At 45.5% G+C, this 20,982-nt stretch carries 20 protein-coding genes and 1 tRNA gene; 17 read left to right on the forward strand and 4 right to left on the reverse strand.

What is annotated here, in order from left to right:
• Positions 1–57 precede the first annotated feature (57 nt).
• Positions 58–1,173: a lipid-A-disaccharide synthase gene (gene lpxB, locus ACFGVR_RS10820; RefSeq protein ID WP_448702837.1), complete on the reverse strand. Its 1,116-nt coding sequence runs from the start codon at positions 1,171–1,173 to the stop codon at positions 58–60.
• A gap of 275 nt (positions 1,174–1,448) precedes the next feature.
• On the opposite strand from lpxB, the gene ACFGVR_RS10825 reads away from it, so the two are divergent.
• The 4 genes from ACFGVR_RS10825 (at position 1,449) to ACFGVR_RS10840 (ending at position 3,799) form a co-directional block, all read left to right on the forward strand.
• Positions 1,449–2,009 carry a hypothetical protein gene (locus ACFGVR_RS10825; protein ID WP_448702838.1) on the forward strand — a complete coding sequence of 187 codons (561 nt, stop codon included), beginning with the start codon at positions 1,449–1,451 and terminating at the stop codon, positions 2,007–2,009.
• Between the two features lie 96 nt (positions 2,010–2,105).
• A complete protein-coding gene (locus ACFGVR_RS10830) occupies positions 2,106–2,666 on the forward strand; it encodes a hypothetical protein (RefSeq protein ID WP_448702839.1) in 561 nt (186 codons plus the stop codon).
• 76 nt (positions 2,667–2,742) lie between these two features.
• Positions 2,743–3,309, forward strand: a complete 567-nt coding sequence (locus ACFGVR_RS10835; protein WP_448702840.1) for a hypothetical protein — start codon at positions 2,743–2,745, stop codon at positions 3,307–3,309.
• A 4-nt stretch (positions 3,310–3,313) separates the two neighbouring features.
• Complete coding sequence (locus ACFGVR_RS10840) at positions 3,314–3,799, forward strand: hypothetical protein (RefSeq protein ID WP_448702841.1); 486 nt, start codon at positions 3,314–3,316, stop codon at positions 3,797–3,799.
• Here the strand turns inward: ACFGVR_RS10840 and surE are convergent.
• Positions 3,789–4,559, reverse strand: coding sequence for a 5'/3'-nucleotidase SurE (gene surE, locus ACFGVR_RS10845; protein ID WP_448702842.1), 771 nt, complete (start codon positions 4,557–4,559; stop codon positions 3,789–3,791). The two genes, ACFGVR_RS10840 and surE, sit on opposite strands and share 11 nt — an antisense overlap.
• A gap of 448 nt (positions 4,560–5,007) precedes the next feature.
• On the opposite strand from surE, the gene ACFGVR_RS10850 reads away from it, so the two are divergent.
• A tRNA-Ala gene (locus ACFGVR_RS10850) sits at positions 5,008–5,081 on the forward strand.
• Positions 5,082–5,427: 346 nt separating this feature from the next.
• On the opposite strand, the gene ACFGVR_RS10855 is transcribed toward ACFGVR_RS10850, so the two are convergent.
• Positions 5,428–5,634, reverse strand: coding sequence for a hypothetical protein (locus ACFGVR_RS10855; RefSeq protein ID WP_448702843.1), 207 nt, complete (start codon positions 5,632–5,634; stop codon positions 5,428–5,430).
• 183 nt (positions 5,635–5,817) lie between these two features.
• Here ACFGVR_RS10855 and ACFGVR_RS10860 point away from each other — a divergent pair, with 183 nt between their 5' ends.
• The 3 genes from ACFGVR_RS10860 to ACFGVR_RS10870 all read left to right on the forward strand — a co-directional run bounded on the left by ACFGVR_RS10860 (position 5,818) and on the right by ACFGVR_RS10870 (position 6,817).
• On the forward strand, positions 5,818–6,255 hold the full coding sequence (locus ACFGVR_RS10860; RefSeq protein WP_448702844.1) for an Hsp20/alpha crystallin family protein: 438 nt from the start codon (positions 5,818–5,820) through the stop codon (positions 6,253–6,255).
• A 65-nt stretch (positions 6,256–6,320) separates the two neighbouring features.
• Positions 6,321–6,614 (forward strand): hypothetical protein, encoded by a 294-nt coding sequence (locus ACFGVR_RS10865; protein ID WP_448702845.1) that lies wholly within the window; start codon positions 6,321–6,323, stop codon positions 6,612–6,614.
• Positions 6,611–6,817, forward strand: a complete 207-nt coding sequence (locus ACFGVR_RS10870; RefSeq protein ID WP_448702846.1) for a hypothetical protein — start codon at positions 6,611–6,613, stop codon at positions 6,815–6,817. The genes ACFGVR_RS10865 and ACFGVR_RS10870 overlap by 4 nt, the downstream gene beginning before the upstream one ends.
• A gap of 16 nt (positions 6,818–6,833) precedes the next feature.
• Here ACFGVR_RS10870 and ACFGVR_RS10875 read toward each other — a convergent pair whose 3' ends face one another.
• The gene (locus ACFGVR_RS10875; RefSeq protein ID WP_448702847.1) at positions 6,834–7,448 is read right to left on the reverse strand and encodes an alpha-ketoglutarate-dependent dioxygenase AlkB family protein; all 615 of its coding nucleotides are present in this window, start codon (positions 7,446–7,448) and stop codon (positions 6,834–6,836) included.
• Between the two features lie 77 nt (positions 7,449–7,525).
• Between ACFGVR_RS10875 and ACFGVR_RS10880 the strand changes: the two genes are divergently transcribed.
• From ACFGVR_RS10880 to ACFGVR_RS10920, 9 genes are all read left to right on the forward strand, one after another.
• A complete protein-coding gene (locus tag ACFGVR_RS10880) occupies positions 7,526–8,167 on the forward strand; it encodes a hypothetical protein (protein ID WP_448702848.1) in 642 nt (213 codons plus the stop codon).
• A gap of 212 nt (positions 8,168–8,379) precedes the next feature.
• Positions 8,380–9,222: a COG1470 family protein gene (locus tag ACFGVR_RS10885; protein WP_448702849.1), complete on the forward strand. Its 843-nt coding sequence runs from the start codon at positions 8,380–8,382 to the stop codon at positions 9,220–9,222.
• 23 nt (positions 9,223–9,245) lie between these two features.
• Complete coding sequence (locus ACFGVR_RS10890; protein ID WP_448702850.1) at positions 9,246–10,205, forward strand: ABC transporter ATP-binding protein; 960 nt, start codon at positions 9,246–9,248, stop codon at positions 10,203–10,205.
• Complete coding sequence (locus ACFGVR_RS10895) at positions 10,147–11,154, forward strand: ABC transporter permease (protein WP_448702851.1); 1,008 nt, start codon at positions 10,147–10,149, stop codon at positions 11,152–11,154. The genes ACFGVR_RS10890 and ACFGVR_RS10895 overlap by 59 nt, the downstream gene beginning before the upstream one ends.
• Before the next feature lie 200 nt (positions 11,155–11,354).
• Positions 11,355–11,936, forward strand: coding sequence for a Crp/Fnr family transcriptional regulator (locus ACFGVR_RS10900; protein ID WP_448702852.1), 582 nt, complete (start codon positions 11,355–11,357; stop codon positions 11,934–11,936).
• Between the two features lie 52 nt (positions 11,937–11,988).
• The gene (locus ACFGVR_RS10905) at positions 11,989–12,489 is read left to right on the forward strand and encodes a cupin domain-containing protein (protein WP_448702853.1); all 501 of its coding nucleotides are present in this window, start codon (positions 11,989–11,991) and stop codon (positions 12,487–12,489) included.
• 488 nt (positions 12,490–12,977) lie between these two features.
• Positions 12,978–16,013, forward strand: coding sequence for a SusC/RagA family TonB-linked outer membrane protein (locus tag ACFGVR_RS10910; RefSeq protein ID WP_448702854.1), 3,036 nt, complete (start codon positions 12,978–12,980; stop codon positions 16,011–16,013).
• A 12-nt stretch (positions 16,014–16,025) separates the two neighbouring features.
• Positions 16,026–17,765, forward strand: a complete 1,740-nt coding sequence (locus tag ACFGVR_RS10915) for a RagB/SusD family nutrient uptake outer membrane protein (RefSeq protein ID WP_448702855.1) — start codon at positions 16,026–16,028, stop codon at positions 17,763–17,765.
• Between the two features lie 46 nt (positions 17,766–17,811).
• Positions 17,812–20,961 (forward strand): SusC/RagA family TonB-linked outer membrane protein, encoded by a 3,150-nt coding sequence (locus ACFGVR_RS10920; protein WP_448702856.1) that lies wholly within the window; start codon positions 17,812–17,814, stop codon positions 20,959–20,961.
• Positions 20,962–20,982: the final 21 nt, after the last annotated feature.

The raw sequence follows: 20,982 nt of genomic DNA on the forward strand, positions 1-20,982 counted from the left end.
CTACCTATTATTCTACATCTACCTATGAAAAACAAGCTCCGGCCTAAAAACCGGGGCTTATTTTTTTGTGATGTATTTTACAATTAAAGCAGCGGCTTTTGCCGATGCCCCGGGCTGGCCCATCCTAACATCAAGCTCATCGTAATTTTTAAGCATGGTATTGCGATAAGTAGTATCGTGCAGCAGCATATCCAATTCGGTTTTTACGTTGGTCTCGTTATAATCGCCCTGTATCAGTTCTTTAACCACAAGGCGGTCCATAATTAAATTGACCAGCGATATAAAGCCTATTTTGATCAATACCCGCGCTATGCCGATGGTTATGGGATTGCCTTTGTAAACCACTACCTGCGGTACGTTAAATAAAGCACTCTCTAAGGTGGCTGTGCCCGATGCAACAATGGCTGCCCGTGCGTTGCTCAATAAATTATAAGTATTGCTAAACATTACCGGCAATGGGGGGCCATCGGTAAAAAACTGGTTGTAAAAGGCAATATTGAAAGAGGGCGCGCCCGCGATTACAAACTGATAAGCCGGAAATTGTTTGGCAATGGCTACCATCAGCGGCAGCAGATAATTAATTTCCTGTTTACGGCTGCCGGGTAGTAAGGCTACAATAGGTTTATTGGGCAATAAGCTATTGGCAACAAAGTTAGGGTCGGGTGTAAACGCGGCTACGGCATCTAAAAGTGGGTTACCTACGTAATCCACATCCATATCCCACTTTTTATAAAAATCAACCTCGAATGGCAGAATACAGAACATGTGATCAACCACGCGCTTTATTTTCAATACGCGTTTTTGGTTCCAGGCCCATACTTTGGGCGATATGTAATAGCAAACTTTAATGCCTTGTTTCTTAGCAAACTCAGCTATCTTAAGGTTAAATCCCGGGAAATCGATCAGGATGAGTACGTCAGGTTTGTAGTCTGCGATATCCTGCTTACAGGCTTTCATGTTGTTGAGTATGGTTGGCAAATTGGCCACCACTTCAACAAAGCCCATAAAAGCCATATCGGCATAATGCTTTACCAGCCTGCCGCCTTCGGCCTGCATCAAATCGCCACCAAAATAGCGGAAATCGGCTTGCTCATCCAGCTCTTTCAGCGCCTTCATCAGGTTGGCGCCATGCAGGTCGCCCGAAGCTTCGCCTGCTACCAGGTAGTACCGCATAGTTTATGGTTTTGTGTATTGCTCATCGCGAAACAAAAATGTAAAATATTTTACCAGTGGTCGCTATCAGGCAATCATTTTTTATGGTTGCATAACAGCGTGGCCTGTTGTACATTGCGCAAACCAAATTTACAAACGTGTATTTGGTGTAATGATTTGTATTTTAATTGATTCTCTTGCTAAAGAAATAACAATTCGGTTACATGCTCAACCAATTAAACCTTTGGCAGTCTAATTGATTATAATTGAAACAGGCAAACTAACCAACCCTTAAAATGAAAAAGATCACATTAATTATACTCGCAGTAGCACTTGGTACTACGGTATTCGCACAAAAAATAGTTCCTAAACTAAAAGTGAACAGCATTATTAATTACATATACAGCAGCGATGGGCAAAGCCTGCCAATGGTGTTAACTTTTACCAGCATCGGCAATCCCACTAAAATGGACTGGAGTATAGATGGTTACGGATCAGGATCGTACGAAATGTCGGCCAAGGCATTAGAGAGCGGTAAAGGCATGGATTTTAAAGCGCCCGAACCTGATGTGCTAACCAAGCTACCCGATTATAAAACCATCGCCTGTATATCTAAAGCGGCTTTTACTAACCTGGTAAAAAATCAGGGTTTTGAATATAACGACATTAAATATGCCGCAGTACCGGCAGATACTGCCAATATTAAACTCAACAACCAGCCGCTTGATGTGATACATGCCGTTGCCACCAATGGTAAAGGCGAGATTTGGGTGTTGAATAATCCCGATTTTCCGTTGATATGCCGTACCAAAAACAACGCCGACGGTACCGATCTTAACCTGGTGAGTATTCAGTAAGTTGCTGATTTATTAACATTTAGGTTGTTTTTCAACAGTATCGAAAGACAATCTTTTGTTAATTTAGCCTTAACACCCCGAACCTACTTTCGGGGCATGAAAAAGATTTACGGATTTACCTTGTTTTTGCTGACCTGCCAGGCAGTATCGGCACAAAAATTTGTTCCGCAAATTAAAACCGGAACCGAGATGGGCTACACTATCTCGATGAAAGATCAGGCCGTTGCGTTTTCGCTTACGCTGAGCACTACAACCGACTCACTGAAAATGAAATGGCGGGTTGAGGATTATGGTTCGGGTAATTATCTGATGAGCAATAAAAGCCTGCAAAGCGGCACAGGCATGCACCTCGAATCGCCTGAGCCTAATTCGAGCGTTGAACTTTCAGATAGCGAAACCCTGGCGTTTATTTCTAAAAATGCTTTTAAGGATATTACCCAAAAACGCGAAATGGAATTTGGCGATGTGAAATATGTACTGAGTAAAGATCAGTTATCAGACATCAAAATCAACAATAAACAACTGGATGTTGTACATGCCCAGGCGGTAAACGGCAAAACCGAGCTTTGGATATTGAACAACCCCGATTTTCCGTTGATCTGCAAAACAAAAAACGGCACAGCCGGTGTAGACCTCGAACTGGATTATATTAAATAAGCAATAGCAAAAACCGGTAGCTGCAGATTTTTTACAGTGCCACTTGTATTTATAGAATTATAATTACATTTAGCATATGAAGAAATTTGTACTACTGGTTATTGCTTTTATTGTTACTCACATTGCCATCGCGCAAAACACAACTCCCAAAATTGGTGTGGGTAGTATATTTAATTATAATGTGTTGCTTACTGCAACCGGGCAACAAGTGCAGTTTGCCCTCAATATTATTTCGTTAAACGATCCAATGAAAATGAAGTGGACCTTGCCGGGGATCGGTACAGGTAGCTTTATTATTCCGGCAAAAGCTTTAGAAAGTGGAACGAAGATGCGTTTGGAAGAACCCGCTCCGGATGCAGATACCAAATTCAGCGATAACGAAACCATTATGTTTATATCGAAAGCCGCGTTTAGCGATATGGTAAAAACACAGGAGTTTACCATGAATAAGGTGAAATTTAGCGTTAAGCCGGCTGCTACCCCTTTCCAGCTAAGTGGTAAGGATGTGGATACCTTTCATGCCGTATCGGCCAATGGCAAGGTAGAGATATGGGTAATTAACAACCCCGATTTCCCGGTGATCTGTAAGTTTACCGGTAACCCCGGCGGAATTGATTTTACACTGAATAACGTTAAAGAGTAATTTTATGGCAGCCCCCAAAAGTAAAGCAAGCGTAGCCGTTACCGTTTTATGGTGCGGGTTATTGGTAGGTACATTAGATATTTTGGCAGCATTTGCCAATGCTTATGTTTCGTTTGATGTGGGGCCGACTAGGGTGCTAAAGTATATCGCTTCGGCCTTGTTTGGGGCTGCTGCCATTACCGGCGGCACCGATATGGTGATCATAGGCTTGCTGATGCATTATTGTATTGCCTACTTTTTTACAGCGCTGTACTTCTTTTTGTACCCTCGTTTAGGCGGCATTACCCAAAACAATATTTTATTAGGAGTAATGTACGGTTTGTTTATCTGGTTGCTAATGAACCTTATTGTGGTGCCGTTTACCAAAATACCGCACAGCCATATGCATATCCCTCAAACGGTTATCAATATCCTGATTTTAATAGTCATGATAGGCGTGCCGCTTTCTATCATTACCAATAATTTTTACACCAGTAAAACTAAACGTTAAAGGTCCAGCTGTTTAAAACCGGTATGGCGTGATGCGCGGTAAGGTCGAACTGTACAGGCACTACCGACGCATAGTTATGTTCCAGCGCCCAGATGTCGGTATCTTCACCTTTGTCGTTGTTTTCTAACACGCCGGTAAGCCAGTAGTAATGGCGTTTGTAAGGGTCGAGCCGCTCATCAAACTCTTCGGCCCATTTGGCATTGGCCTGGCGGCATATTTTAACACCTTTAATATCCTTTGTGTTAGGGAAGTTTACATTTAACAACGTACCTGCAGGTAAGCCGTTTTGCAGTACTTGCATGGCAATGGCTTTAACAAATTTTAAGCAATGGCTAAAATCGGCGTTAAGCCCATAATCATCAAGCGAAAAACCGATGGACGGAATACTTTCGATAGCACCCTCAACCGCTGCCGACATAGTACCCGAGTACAACACATTGATCGCATTATTTAAACCATGATTAATGCCCGATACGCAGAGATCCGGCTTTTTGCCTTTAAATATTTTAGTAACCGCCAGCTTTACACAATCAACCGGTGTGCCGCTGCAGCGATACATTTCTATACCCTCGTAAATATCAACCCTATCTAACCGTAATGGCTTACCAATGGTAATCGCATGCCCCATACCCGATTGCGGACTATCAGGCGCTACAACCACTACATGGCCAATATCCATCATGGTATCCATTAATGCTTTTATGCCCGGAGCAGTAATGCCGTCGTCGTTTACAACAAGTATGGTAGGTTTGTTTTTCATAGCGCCGCTAAATTACCAAATTTTGTAACGATAATGATTTTGCTTAGTCTTATTAAACGATTTTGTGTCTTAAAATTAGCTTTAGTATGATGCATCTTTTAAAAATCCTGTAAAGTTTCGGTTTTTGAAATGTTAAATTTTTGTTAAAATTTTTGTTAAAATCATACCAAAGTGGTAGACTATTTATTAAATTGTTTTGTTTGTGACAGTTTTATTACAAATAAAATTTGCAAGGTATAAATATTCGTGTTACTTTTACACTATCAAATCAACAGTAATGTTGATGATTAAAAAGTCTTCTCATAATTTAGGTTTATAATTGGTTAGTAAAAGCCTCCTGCCCATCAGGAGGCTTTGCTGTTTTATAGCCAATTGTAAAGCATATAAGGTATTTGTTAAACAATAATTTGTACGGAAAAACTTTTTTGTTACTTTTGCCACCCGCAACGGGGGATTAGCTCAGCTGGCTAGAGCGCTTGCATGGCATGCAAGAGGTCATCGGTTCGACTCCGATATTCTCCACTTGAAAATCAAGGCTTTACGAACGTACGTAAGGCCTTTTTTTATGATGGGACTACCCTCTTGCACTTTTTCTTGCATCCTATTGAACTTTATTGAATGTTTGGGCGCTTAAATCTTGGTGTCATTGTTCTCATCCACTACACTTTCGACGCGCAAATTCGGCGTATTTATTGAGCCCTATTAAACTTTTTTGAAAAAAAACTGCTGTCCGAGTCGGATTATATCGGAGTATTTGAATCCCGATAAACGCATAGAATTCGAACCGGTGCTTTTGCGCCAGTACCTCCGGGTAAAAGGCGCCTTTCCAATGGCGGTACTGGAAGGCCCGAACAGCCGATCTGCCAGTTCATGCGTCCGCCCCGTTATCCGTATCCGCTTCTTCCGGATGAGCTTTCATGTATTCCCGCGCCTTTTTCAGGCCGGTGGCGATCGCGATCCCTTCTTCGCCGCTTTCCTGAATGATCTCGTTGGCGATCTCCACGGCCTTGGCCCTTAACCTGGGCGGCTGGTTTTTATAAGATGGCGGGTAATCTCCGTTGTACCAGGGCATCATTCCTCCTTTTTCAAGCTAACAAATAGGGGCTTAATTTGATTGCGCTACTGAAAAATTGACAAGGCCACTGAAATTTTTTCAGCCGGGAACTGCAAATTTTTCCGTCGCAAGATGTTGGCACAGCGCTTGTTGGGCTTTCGTTAGTTTAATTAAATAATTGTTCAACTTTTAAAAGAGAAGGCTATGACCTTAGTTAAATTCAATAACAACCGTAACAACACATTAATGCCAGGCTTTAATGATGTTTTCGATTCGATCTTTAACGACACTTTTTTCAGCGACCGCATGATCACCCGCGTTCCCGCGGTGAACATCAGCGAAAGCGAGAACAACTATCATGTGGAGCTGGCGGCCCCGGGGCTAAAGAAAGAAGACTTTAAACTGAACCTGGAACGCAATCAGCTGACCATTTCGGTGGAACAAAGCGCTGACCACGAAGACAACCAAAAGAACTACAGCAAACGTGAATACAGCTATAGTTCCTTTGTGCGCTCTTTTACCCTGCCTGACAGCGCCGACCATGCCCAAATTGAAGCTGCGTACAGCGACGGTATCCTCCGCATTGATATCGCTAAACGCGAAGAAGCTAAAGCGGTGCACCGCCAGATCGAGATCAAATAAGTGTCATAATAGTTTTTTAACCAGAAGGGCTCCTGCATTGCAGGGGCTCTTTGAATTTGAGGGCGATGGAAACGCAATTTTATATCTTATTGAGTTTGAAGACCCCGCGGGGTTTTGTGGATTACGGGCAGTATGCCTTCGGCGATGACCGGGATGCGGCTTACGGGCTTTTCGCGCAGTTGAAAGGAAGTGCGGATATCAAAGCAAGTTGCCTGCTGCACATCGACCTGATGGAAACGGTGAACGAACTGCCGGTGAAAATCAAAACGATATGCTGCACGCTGGAGGAGCTGGGCGAAAATTGCAAGCTGATTGCGCGGGAGGTCTTTCGCTTAAAAAATCTGGAGGAGATGCCATGAAGGAAAAGATCGGTTTTTATGGATCGCTGCTGTTTTCGCTGCTTTTCGGTTTGCTATTGATCGACGCGACCCTCTACCTGGCGGGGAAACAACATACGGTGCCTGCCAGCCACAAAGAAATAGTACTGGGCGGCTTTTTATTGTGGTTCGTTTCGCTTGTTCTGGGGCGTGATCGTGATGACGATTGGGCGGGTCAGCTGTGAAAAATCGGCCTTGCAATCAGACGCGGCGTAATACGCGAAAGGTCAGGTTGATGCGGGGTTGCATCGGCTGCTTTGATTTGGGTACGCGGTGCTGCCATTTCTCCTGGAAACCGCCTTTCATCAGCAGGTAAGAACCATTTTCCAGTTCGACCGCATATTTGACCGAATGCTCATCCCGCATGCGGAACTCAAAGCTGCGGGCCTGCCCGAAGCTGACAGAAGCAACGATCCAGTTCTTGCCTGGCACGCCGTCGTTATCGGTATGCCAGCTCACCGAATCATTGCCGTCGCGATAATAGTTGAGCAGCACGCTGTCGAACTTCGTGCCGGAAAACGGTTCGATCCGGTCTTTGATTATCAGCAGGTCTGCTGTCCAGGGCAAGGGTCTCATGCCCTTACCGCTTAACGAATAATCCACTTTCGGGTCTCCGTACCAGGCCGTCAGGCGTGGCGTGAGTACTTCCTTGCCATAAAGCAATTGGGATGTTTGCTGCCATGGTACCTCCCTGATCAAATGCGCCATGAGCTGGCTGCTTTCTTCGGTGGAAAATACACCTGGCCGATAATCCACCAGGTTTTCCGGCATACCGCTGTTCGGAAACAGATCGTTAAGTAAGGTACTTTGCGTCATGACTTTAAGCAGATAACGAACGGGAAGCTAACTTTGTTCTTAAGCAAACAAGCGGGGCCTTGCCCTGTTGTTTCTGTATGAAAACAGCGCTTGAACTATTGCCGCCGCAGCAGACCGGCGGGCAGACGGATTTTACTTGCGAACAGCAGTATGATACGCTGGGAGCGGCCCACCAGGCCTTCCATATAGCGGCCGGTCGGATGCTTTCGGTCAATAACTGGCATGATTATGCCGGTGCAGGCTCAGCGAAATTTACGCTGTGCAATAACCAGGGCGATGAACTGGAGGTTATGGCTGAGGAAGGGTTCTTTATCAGTATCGATCTGCCTGGCCCCGGACCCGATGCAGGTAGCGGCGTGGAATGGGTACTGGTGGAACGGCTGGCGTCCGAAGGGGGCGCTCACACGGCCGAAGAATACGTGTTGATGACCGTCAGACCTTGCGCCGATCCCAGAAGGGTTACATCGGAGATCGCGCATTTTTACGACGAGATATCTACCAGTACCTTCATCGTCCGAAGGGACGGCCGGACCGTGAGTGCCGGGGTGCACGGCCGCAACGAAATACCTAACAACGGGTCTGTCGACCTGCATGATAAGATACGCAATACTGCTATCGCGCTGGCGGCACGGATAGGGTTATCGGGCGGGCAATGGCAGCAGTTGGTGAACGGCTTGATCGAATACCAGGAATCGAAAGCAGGGGAAACCGGTTCATAATCACTGCAACAACCGGCAGGGCCGAACCTGAGCTTTCGATAACCGCATTCCGATACCTGACGCGGCAGCCTCATCAATTGTTAAAAAATGTTAAAGCTATTTGAAATTTTTTGGCTGTTTTTTTTCTTTGAACCATCAATTTTTAATCATTAAACCCATTATTCTGAAAGCATTTTTTGAAAGCTATCATTACCGATTTTAGTTATTAGATTATGTTATCCACCATTACCATTACCCGCCCGAGCGCATTGCGCAATTTTACATGTCTCCTTTTATTACTTACATCTGCTTTTGCTCTACAAGCACAGCAGCTTGCCGTCAAATCCAGCTTCACCGCCAAGCTGATGAACATTCAAGCTGCCACGAATGAAACTTTCCGTTACAGTACCACGCTGCATAACGGATCGGCCAGTTCGCACATCTATGAATTAAAAGCAGAGATACCTTTTGGCTGGACGATCGCCTACAAGGTGGACGGTAGCCAGGTCACCTCCATCAATATGGATGCCGGTAAAACACAGGATATCTCCGTTGAGATCAATGCAGCAGTTACAGCAACGCCAAGAAAATATCTTATTCCGGTTAAAGCCGTATCCGGCATAGACACCTTATTGCTGAACCTGGAGGCTGTGGTCAAGGGCTCGTATAGCATGGTGCTGACTACACCCACCGGAAGATTGAGCGACGATGTAACGTCAGGAAGTCAAAAAGAACTCCAGTTAACTGTCAGGAACACCGGGACATTACTGTTGAATGATTTGCAGGTTACCGCACAACTGCCCTCTGGTTGGGAATCGAGTTTTGAACCGGCCAGCGTTAAGCAATTAGAAGCCGGTAAATCGGTCGAGGTAAAGGCAACGGTAAAGGTTCCGGACAAAACGATTGCCGGTGACTACGGCGCCACCTTTACCGCGACGAACAGCAGCGCCAATTCGCAAATCGCTTTCCGGCTGCTGGTGAAAACTTCTCTGCTTTCCGGCTGGGTCGGGGTGTTGGTGATCCTGCTGGCCGTCGGCATCGTTTATTATCTCATTCGTAAATATGGCAGAAGATAAAATATCCATTCCGGTTTTTACAAATGAAAGATCCTATTATACAATTAAAGGGTTTAAGCAAGTATTACGGCACTGTCAAAGCAGTTGATGACCTGAATCTTGATATCCATAAAGGCGAGATCTTCGGCTTATTAGGGCCCAACGGTGCAGGCAAAACCACCACCATATTAATGATGCTGGGCCTTACCGACCCAACTGCCGGTACAGCCTTTGTTTGCGGGCATAACGCCACCAACAGCCCCATTGAGGTTAAGAAAAAAGTAGGCTATATGCCCGACAGCGTTGGTTTTTATGCCAACATGACCGCGCTTGAAAACCTGGTCTATATTGGCCGGTTGAACGGCATACCCGAAAATGAGGTTCAAAAACGGGCGGCCGGGGTGCTCGAAATTGTAGGCCTTACAGCAGATCAGCATAAAAAGGCATCAACCTTCTCCCGTGGTATGAAACAGCGGCTGGGCCTGGCCGACGTATTGATCAAAAATCCGGACGTCATTATCCTCGATGAGCCGACGTTGGGCATTGATCCTATTGGCGTAAAGGATTTTTTAGCATTGATCAAACAGCTGAGCAAACAACAAGGACTTACCGTTTTGCTTTCTTCCCATCATTTACATCACGTGCAGCAGGTGTGCGACAGGGTCGGGATCTTTGTCGGCGGCAAATTATTGGCACAGGGGGATATCGGGGGGCTGTCGGGCCAGTTATTCGGCACCCACAGCCATATCACTTCCATTAAAGTTGCACGGCCCGTCCGGCAGCCCTGGCCGCTGGAGGCTGAACTCCCGAGCCGGGAAGTCATCAGCGAGATCAGCATCCATGAAAACGAAATCGAATTTACAAGCAAACTTGACATCACCGCTTCGCTTGTCCGTTTCCTCGTTGAAAAGAGTTACGACGTGATCAGCGTTAACCAAAAAAATTATGGACTGGACGATATCTATCAAAAATATTTTGAATCCTATGAAAAGCCGGTCTCCTGAGCGCGGACCTTTCAGGGTCATGATTCACAAGGAAATAGCCGATCATATCCGTAGCTGGCGTTTCGGCATTCTCATTACGCTCATCGTGCTTACTTTCATCGCATCGATGTATGTTTCATTGGCAAACATCAAATCCGCGATCGCCAATACGAAAGATCCGGATCACCTGTTCTTATACCTGAAGCTCTTAACGACAACCGATAACTCGGTACCCCCATTTCATGTCTTCCTGAGTTTTTTGACGCCATTGCTGGGTATTAGTTTGGGTTTTGATGCGGTCAATTCAGAGCAAAACAATGGCACGTTGACCCGCCTGATGGCGCAGCCGATCTACCGCGATAATTTGCTGCTGGCAAAATTCATCAGCGCCCTCATCATCGTCAGCGGGTTGTTTTTTGCCCTTGCGTTACTGATGATCGGCGGCGGGTTGTGCCTGACCGGCGTACGCATGGAGCCCGTAGAACTGCTTCGGATCTTCGGTTTTATCCTGATCACTATAGCTTATGTGGCTTTCTGGCTCAGCCTGTCGATCATGCTTTCCATCGTGTTTAGGCAGGCAGCTACTTCGGCACTCACCGCCATTGGTTCCTGGCTGTTCTTTACGATATTTTATCCGATCGTGATCAACCTTGTGGTCAAATCCTTCCTGCCTGATCCTGCTTACCTCACCCAGGCACAGGTGATCGGTTATAACGATGTGATCCTGAATTTGCTGCGCGTAGCACCTAATCAGCTTTATTCCGACGCCGTGACCACACTGTTAATGCCCTCTGTGCGCAGCCTCGGCCCGGTTACCATGGAACAGATGGCAGGCGCAATACCTGCTCCGCTTCCTTTTAAAGAAAGCGTCATGATCGTGTGGCCACAGGTCAGCGGATTAATTGCTGCAACGGTAAGCTGTTTTGCCCTGGCCTATTTCTTTTTTATGCGCCGGGAAATACGCAGTTGACGCTATTTGTTCAGGTACTTACGCACAGACGCGGCCGATTTGCCCATTGCGGCTAACCAGGTACGGGCAGAAGATCGCTGCTTACCGGGATGAAAAAGGCATTATTCATGCACTACTGTCTTTCCCGGTAGTTATTGCATATCTAATTTAGTTGCTTATGAAACTAATGATAATTATATTTAATTCTCTTAAGCGCTCCCATGGACACCAGTATTTTTTTATGTCACCTCCGGTCTTATGTAGAGGTTCCGGATAAAGACTTTCCGGAATTTCTGAAGTTGCTCGTTCCGCTCTGGTTGGGCAAGGGTGAACATTTTTATCGCGGCGGAGAAGTGCCGCGTTACAGTCCATTTATACTGAAAGGCTGCCTGCGGCAATACACGCTTGATGAGTCCGGCCGGGAACAGATCATTTTGTTTAATGAAGAAGGTAACTGGGCCGGGCAAATTGGTAGCATGCGAAGCAGAACTCCCACTAACGTATATCTTCATGCCCTTGAGCCCTGCGAAATACTCGGTATTACTATCGAAAATGTAGACCGGGGCATGGCGCAATTTCCGTGGTATCAGCGTTATTTTTTGAAAAAGTACCCAACTGACCATGCCTTGCTACTGGAAGCCGCCAACCGGTTGAAGACTGAATCGCCGGAAGTGCTTTATCGCGAACTCATGGAAACGCGACCTTCTCTGCTGTTGCGTGTGCCACAACATTACATAGCCAACTACCTGGGGGTACGTACCGAAACGCTAAGCCGTATCAAAAATAAGCTGGTGCGGAGCTGATTTGTTGATCGAAGTCAACATTCGCGAAAAAAAAGCAGCGTAGCTTTATGCAATGGAAAATATCAGAACCGTACAGCAATTATCAGACCGGCTCAGCCGTGCCCGTTATTATATGGGTGGTTATTGGATCTTTTTGGCCACGGCAGCCGATACCGGCGGGCAATTCAGCCTGATCGAAGCTAACCTGCGCCAGGGAATGGAACCACCAGTCCATACACACACTTACGAGGACGAATCCTTTCAGCTGCTCGAAGGGGAGATGTCCTTTACCGCCGGCGGTAACACGTATCATCTCAGCGCGGGAGAATTTCTACATATTCCAAAAGGGATTTCCCACTCCTTCCGGGTATTAAGCCCTACTGTTAAGGTGCTGATCCACCTGGTGCCAGCGGGGTTAGAAACCATGTTTATGGAATTGAGCAAGCCTGCTGACCAGCTTGATTTTCCGCCGGCACCTACAGGGCCGCCACCTGCTGAATGGCTGGAACACCTGGGCATTCTGCAACAACGGTTTGGGATCACAAATGTGGATAACACGCACATCAAAGGGTAGCCATGTACTTACGTTGATTACTTCCTCCGCCGTCGCCTGATCAGGAGACCGGCGGAGGGAAGGAGTTGCTTTTTTCGCGTTTAACTATTAAACCAAAATAGCAATGCGCGCTATTTTATTATTTGCCTTTTAGCCCGGTTCATGAGATGGCTTATCCTAAAGCGTCCAAAATCGCATTATCAGTTTTATTGCCTTTCCTCTTTGAATGATCGGCTGACTGTTTGCCTGCGCTTATCAATTTACCACCTGTTTATAGCTTGTTAAATCGCATTTAAATAACAAAACAATAGTTTTCGAATTTTGGGTTTAAACTTAAAGTAATGATTAGCCCCTCTACATTGGTAGATTTGTCCCCTTCTTTTCCGATGGTCAGCATTTAACTTTGTTTTGTTCAAAATCGAATAAAGGCTTTTAATGCGCTGTCATTAAAAGAATTGAATCAGTTCGACGACAAACCAATAAACCAACACCTCAATAAATTATAAATTATGAAGTTAATGCTTAGATCTGCATTACTATCCCTATTGGTATGTTATACAATAGGGACAGTTGCTGCCCCACCAGGCAAAATCCCCAACAATGTAAAGAAGCGATCTCACCGTGTCGCGGATACAGAATACAAGGGAACGGTTTTAGACGATCAGAATAAACCACTCGCCGATGCCTCCATCCGGGTAACTGGGACAAAGCTGGAGACGAGATCCGATAAATCGGGGAATTTCGAGATAACGGCCAACAGCGGAGATACGATCGCTGTCAGCTTACCCGGTTATAAAAGTTTGAAATACGTACTGGGAGCCGAAACTGTATTCGCGGTTGCTCTGGAAACGGACAATATGAATATGCCTTTGGCCAGATCTTCTGTGGTACAGCAGATTTATGAAACCGTACCACAAGATCTCGCGCTGTCTTCAAATGGTGCTGTATATAATAGCGATCTGATCAAATCGCCGGTTACAAGTTTTAGAAATGCGCTAACCGGAAGACTGGCGGGTTTGTATACCCTGCAGACTTCAGGCTTGCCCGGGGCGGACGGTGCTACCCTAACTTTAAGGGGCCAGAGCCCGATCATTATCATTGATGGGGTAGTTGCCAACATTACAGCGTTTGATCTGGAAGAAATTGAATCGGTAACGGTTTTGAAAGACGCGCTCGCTACCGCGATGCTTGGCGTAAGAGGTTCTCATGGCGCTATTGTAGTGACCACAAAAAAGGGAGGGATTAAAAAGCAACAGATCTCTTTTACCGCGCAAACAGCCGTTCAACAACCATTAACCTGGTCCAAACCTTTAAACGCGTATGACTATGCTACTTTGCGCAATGAAGCCATGCGTAATGACGGGATTCCTACCGGTTCGGGCCTGTATTACTCACAAGCGGCCCTGGATGCTTATAAGAACCATACGGATCCGATCAATTATCCTGATGTTGATTACAGGAACGCCATTACAAAAAATAGCTCGCTGTTCAACCGTTATACGTTCAGCGCGAGTGGTGGAAACCGCTCTGCCAGGTATTTTGTTTCAATGGAAAATGTCAACCAATCCGGATTTTTCAATACGGTTGACAGCAATAAATATAATACCAATAATAATTTCACCAGTTACGTAATTCGCTCAAATGTTGATCTGAATATTACTAAAAAATTAACCGGCGGTTTGTACCTGTTGGGCCGGATCCAAAACTCTAACGAGCCTGGCGCTACAACAGGTACCATCATCTCCAATTTGTTAAATACGCCTGCCAACGCATACCCTTTGTTAAATACCAATAATTCTTTCGCAGGGTCACAACTCTACCAAAACAATTTGCTTGCCCAAACCATAGGTTCCGGCTACAGGCAGCGATATTTCAGGGATATTATTGTCAATTTATACCTAAAGCAGGATCTGGGCGACTTGCTACAGGGCTTATGGATGAAGGGCAGGGCGGCTTTCAACTCTACGCTTGCCGAGGATATCGTGAGAAGTAAAAGTTTTGCGGTTTTTCAGCAAAGCGGTACAACCTATAGCCAGTTCGGTACAAATGGCACTCAGAGCAATTCAAACTCAATTGCTTACCAGGGTAAAATGGATTATGAGGAATTTTCGCTGGGCTATGACCGCACGTTCGGCAAAAATAGCCTCAATATGCAGTTGCTGGTAAACAGGGATAATTCATCAGACGCGAATGACGCCCAGGCTTTGCCTTATACTATTTTTGGCACTTCCGGTCGCTTTGCCTATAATTATGATGGGAAATATGTTGCAGAAGCAACATTTGGTTTAAACGGCTCAAACCGGTATCCGCCCGACGGGAATTACAAAATGGGTTTCTTCCCGGCAGTGGGTTTGGGATGGAACATGGAAAAAGAAGACTTCCTGAAGCCGGTTAGCGCCATTAATAAGTTGAAATTATATGCTTCTTATGGTTTAAACGGGTGGGATAGCCCGGGTTATTTTATTTATTACCCCCGCTTTTTTGACGGCCCGGCCCAATATTTTGGCACAGGTGCCGGTTCTGTTACAACCATTACCGAGGGTACATTGGCAAATGGCAATATCACCTTTGAGAAAGCTGCCAAGTTAAATATCGGTTTGTCTGGTATGGCGCTAAAAAACAGGCTTTCATTTACTGTTGAATACTTTAACAATAAATATTATGATCTGACCATGCAACGCGGATCAAACAGCACTACCTTAGGTAACGATTACCCGAACGAAAATATAGGTCAGAACAGATATTTCGGATGGGAGGGGCAGGTAGCATGGCAGCAAAATATCAATAACGTTCAGTTTTTCGTTTCTGTTAACGCCTCTACCGTAGGTAGTAAAGTGCTTTTTGCTGATGAACCATCTCAGCCATACCCCTGGATGTATCATACCGGCCAGCCTGTAGGTCAGGCGTACGGTTATGTGGCACAGGGTTTATTTCAAAGCCAGGCCGAAATCAACAGCAGTGCCACTATAGTAGGCTATAAGCCGCAACCCGGCGACATTAAGTACCAGGATTTGAATGGTGATGGTGTGATCAACCAAAATGACGTAACAGCTATCGGTTCAACCAAACCATTGTTTTTTTATGGTGTGAACCTGGGCTTCAGTTGGAAAGGATTTGATGTGAGCGTATTGTTCCAGGGCGTTCAAAACCGGAACGTTTACCTGAGCGGCAACAGTTACTGGGCCTTCCAGAATAACGGTACCGGACAGGCTTATCAGCAAAACCTCAACAGGTGGACCCCTCAGACAGCGGCTACCGCCACCTACCCTCGCTTAAGTTACGGATCAAACTCTAACAATGACGCGTCATCATCTTACTGGGCAAGAAGCGGAGACTACTTCAGGTTAAAAAATGCCGAGATCGGTTACTCTTTGCCTGCTTCATGGATAGGTAAACTTCGCTTATCTACCGTGAGGTTATTTGCCAACGGGTATAATTTAGCAACAAGCAGTTCATCGGAGTTAGATGGCTTATCGCCAGAGTCTTACGCCGGAGGGTATCCGGTTCTCCGCCTATATAATTTCGGTATCAACATTAAATTTTAGGACCTCACCAATATGAAAAAGAAATTTTACTCAATTTTTGCCATCGGATCAGTGTTGCTATCCCTGGTGTGGAGTTCCTGCACCAAATATGAAGAACAGCCTAAAGACTGGTTCACAAAAGACCTGACATTTGATAATCTCGACCAAAATGGTATTGTGGCGGGTTATAACCTGAACAATATTTATACCTATATACCTGATGGTTTTGCCCGCATTAATGGAGAATTTTTAGATGCAGCGACTGATAATGGTGTTCCATCTACTTATAACAAATCGGTGGAGTACTTTACACGTGGTACCGTAACCGCGCTAAATAACCCCGAAGAAAATCCCGGAAACGGTTATCCGCTTACCTTTTGGGGCGATTGTTATTATGGTATCCGGAGGGTTAACATATTTCTGGCCAATATAAACGCTGTGCCGGTTACTGCCCAAACCAAGCAATACTGGATTACCGAAGCTCGTTTCCTGCGTGCTTACTTTTATTGGGAATTGCTTAAACGCTACGGAGGTGTACCGATTTTGGGAGATACGATTTACGGCCTGGAGGATAACATCCAATTACCAAGAAATACATTCGCGCAAACGGTTGACTATATCATTAGCGAATGTAACGCCATCAAACCAAATATGCGCCCCGATCCGGTATCTACTTCTGATTTTGGCCGGGCATCAAAGGGAGCCGCGGTGGCTTTAAAATGCCGCGTGCTTTTGTACGCTGCGAGCCCGTTGTTTAACGGTGGCGGATTTGAATCTGATCCGACCAGGAAGGCATTGACCGGCTATCCGACTGCTGACCCCACCCGCTGGCAAGCCGTTGTGGATGCCTACACCGAGTTTCAGGCTTTAGGTTATTATGGTTTGGTGGCTACCGGTACGCCTACCGCATTTACATCCGTGTTTACCACCAAAATGTCCAATGAAATTATATTTTCTAAGCAAAGTACCAACAATAACACCCTCGAAAACAACCAATCTCCGGTAGGGTATATTGTGTCGAATACTAAAAGTCAGGGTCTCACCAGTCCTACCCAAAACCTGGTGGATGCTTTTCCAATGTTGAACGGTTTAGGGATCAATGATGCCGGTTCGGGATATAGCAGCGCTTCGCCCTATACCAACCGCGACCCTCGTTTGGCTGCAACTGTATTTTATAATGGCCAAACCTGGTTAAGCCGGTCGGTTCAAACCTTTGAAGGTGGCCTGGATAAACCAAACAACACCACGATATCCACAGTTCAAACCCGCACCGGGTACTATCTGCGTAAATTTCTGGGCAATTTTAGCGCCAGCACCACATTTTCTGCGCAAAGCCATAACTATCCTATTTTTCGTTACGCGGAGATCATTTTGAATTACGCAGAGGCATTAAACGAGCTCGGCCAAACTGAAAATGCCGTTCAGCAGGTTATCCTGATCAGGAAAAGAGCCGGTATTACTGCCGGTACCAATAACAGGTATGGTATTCCGGTGGGGATATCTGCCGCAAACATGAGGGCTCTGATCATGAATGAAAGAAGGATCGAGTTCGCGTTTGAAGAGCATCGTTTTTGGGATATCAGGAGATGGAAAACCGCACCACAAGTGATGACGCAAAATTTAACGGGACTAAGTATTTCGGCTGGTGCAACGCCTGCTTATACACCGATAGCTGTGACAACCGGGGTATGGACCGACCGCATGTATCATATGCCGATCCCTTATGATGAGATCACCAAGAACCCGAAACTGCTACAAAATGAGGGTTGGTAAAATATTGATTTGGAAAATTTATAATCCCTATTTAAAAAAATAAGTAATGAAAAAGATCTTTTATCTGGTACTGATCATCCTATCCCTGTCAAATATAAGGCTGATGGCGCAGACCACACAGGTTACCGGGACGGTTTCCGATACCACCGGTGCCACGCTTCCCGGTGCGGTTATCACCGAAAAAGGCACAACCAACGCTACCGCTGCAAATGCCTCCGGCAGGTTTACCCTCAACTTAAAAGGAACCCAAAGAGTCCTGATTTTCTCGATGGTTGGTTATAAATCGCAGGAAATTAACCTGGGCAACAGGCTGACCATTGCAGTAAGACTGAAAGAAACAACTCAAAACCTTTCGGAAGTTGTGGTGGTAGGTTATGGTAAACAAAAGAAAATCACGAATACCGGGGCAATCAGTTCTGTTTCGGGCGAAGAATTGCGCGCTAACCCAACAGCAGCCATACAGAATACGATGGCTGGTAAAGTGCCGGGCTTCTTTTCTCAGCAAACATCCGGGCGCCCCGGTGCTGATGGCGCCACTTTTTATATCCGTGGCGTGAGTTCGTATAATAGCGGCAGTACCTCGCCAACAATTTATGTAGATGATATTGAATATACTTTGGATCAGTTTTCAAGACTGGATGCCAATGAGATCGAAACCGTTTCGGTATTAAAGGATGCAGCAGCAACAGCGGTATTCGGGGTGAGGGGCGCAAACGGCGTTATTGTTGTAACCACCCGAAGGGGTAAAATAGGTGCGCCGCAAATTACCTTCCGCGGTGAAACCAGTCTGCAGCAGCCTACTGTGTTCCCTACCTTTTTAAATTCTTACGATGCCGCAACATTGTATAACCAGGGTAGAAAAAATGACGGGCAGTCCCCCCAGTTTACCGACGCTGATCTTGCAGCTTACAGGGATCATACCGATCCTTATGGCCACCCGGATGTGGATTGGAAAAGTGTGCTGTTCAAAAAATTCGCAACTCAGTACCGGGGTAACTTTGATGTGTCTGGCGGTACCGAAAGTGTGAAATATTTCGTGTCGGCTGGTTATTTACACCAGGGCGGTATGGTTAATGATTTTGGCAGTAAGGTAGGGGTGAATAACAATTACTTTAGCGATCGTTATAATTACCGTTCAAATCTGGACATGAAAGTGACCAGGACGACCGACCTCAGGATCGATCTTTCGGGTAACATCAGTACCATTAATGTACCACAGGTAGGCAGCGCTAACGGCTGGAACGATGTTTTAGCAGACTATGGCAGCATTTGGTCGCTGGCGCCGTGGGCATACCCTATATATAATCCAGACGGTACATTAGGATATAGTCAATGGGCCCGTAGCCCGGGTACTGGTGGTACTGTTTATGATGTAAATAATATTGTGGGGAGATTAACCTACCTTGGTTATACCAGAACTTTTGAAAACAATATGAACCTGGCTGCAACGGCCAATCAAAAACTGGATTTTATTACGAATGGCCTTTCAATAAAGGGAACTTTATCTTATGCCTCTCAATATAATAACCCAACACTGACCATGTCCGGAGGTGATTTTCCATCTTATATTTATGATCCGGTGGCAAACACTTATTCGCCGCGCAGCGCTAACATATTCCGGGTGCGCAGGCTGATCAGGGGTTCGGGCAATGGCAGCACGATCAGGATACTGACCACCCAGGCAGCATTAAATTACGATCGTAGTTTTGGATACCACCACATTACCGCATTGGCATTGTTCCTGCAACAATCAGACACCAGGAACAGCGGGGATGCTACTTATAATTTTATTCCAAGCATTTTCAAAAGTTATGTCGGCAGAATGGCCTACAATTACCGCGAAAAGTATCTAATAGAGTTTAACGGCGCCATCAATGGTTCTGATCGTTTTTCTGCAGATCACAGGTATGGCTTTTTTCCCGCTGTTTCTGCAGGATGGAATATTAGTGAGGAGGGTTTCTTTAAAAATCACGTTAACGTGATGAGTCGCTTAAAATTAAGAGGCTCATATGGCCTTGTGGGTAACGATAAATTGGGAAGTTTTACTTACTACTACCAGCAAACTTATGGTTCTGCATCTAATCAGGTATTTTTTGGCAACCCAAGTGCAAATAATGCAAACGGTATTTACGAAGGTACTTTAGGTAACCTGCAGGTGAGTTGGGAAAAAGAACGAAAACTCGATCTGGGTATAGAAATGGGATTTTTTAAAGACAAGCTATCTGCTACCGTTGATTATTTTGACAATAACAGGTTTGATATCCTGACCGACAGGAGTGGAAAAACAGATACCCGTTTTGGTTCGGTATCCCTGGTGTTCGGGCAAACCTTACCACCGGTTAACCTGGGCAAGGTAAATAACAGAGGGCTTGAATTTGAGCTGAGCTACAATGGAAGGTTAGGTAAAGATTTTAGCTTTAATGTAAGAGGTACCTACTCTGTCGCTAAAAACAAGATTGTTTTTGCTGACGAGCCTTCATACCAATATGATTACCAGGCCTACACCGGGCATGCCATTAATACGCAACGGGTATATACCTGGATCGGGTTTTACAAGGATGCTGCGGATATTGCTGCCAGCGCTAAACCGGCTGGGTTAACCGTTCGCCCGGGAGATCTGAAATACGCGGACCTTAACGGTGATGGTATCATTGATGGATTTGATGCCAAGGTACAGGGCGATCCAAATGTTCCTAATACAACAGGCGGCTTGAACCTTAACCTCCGGTATAAAAATTTCAATATCGGGGTGTTTTTCCAGGGATCAAGAGGGTTTAACGTGCGTGGCCTTGCCGAAGCAATTCAGCCGTTCGGTGCAAACTTTCAGCCCATTCATCAGCAAGCCTGGACTCCGGCTATCGGAGATAACGCGAAATTTCCGCTGTTGTCATTCATCCCCGGTATCAGCGATTCAAGGGCTTACCCATCAACTTTCTGGCTTATTCCGGGAGATTATATCCGCCTGAAAACAGCGGAGATAGGATATTCATTGCCTAAGGCCTGGATGTCGAAATTAAAGATGAAGGATATAAAAATTTATGCAAACGGATATAACCTGTTTACCTGGACCAAATTAAACTCACTTTACCAGCTTGATCCCGAAATTAACCAGGGGTCAACAGGGTCGAGCGGTACCGACAGGACTAATTATCCTCCGCAACGCATGTTTAACTTTGGTGTAAGCGCAACATTTTAATAACAGATCAATTAACAAGTA

This window comes from Mucilaginibacter aureus (genome assembly GCF_053514885.1).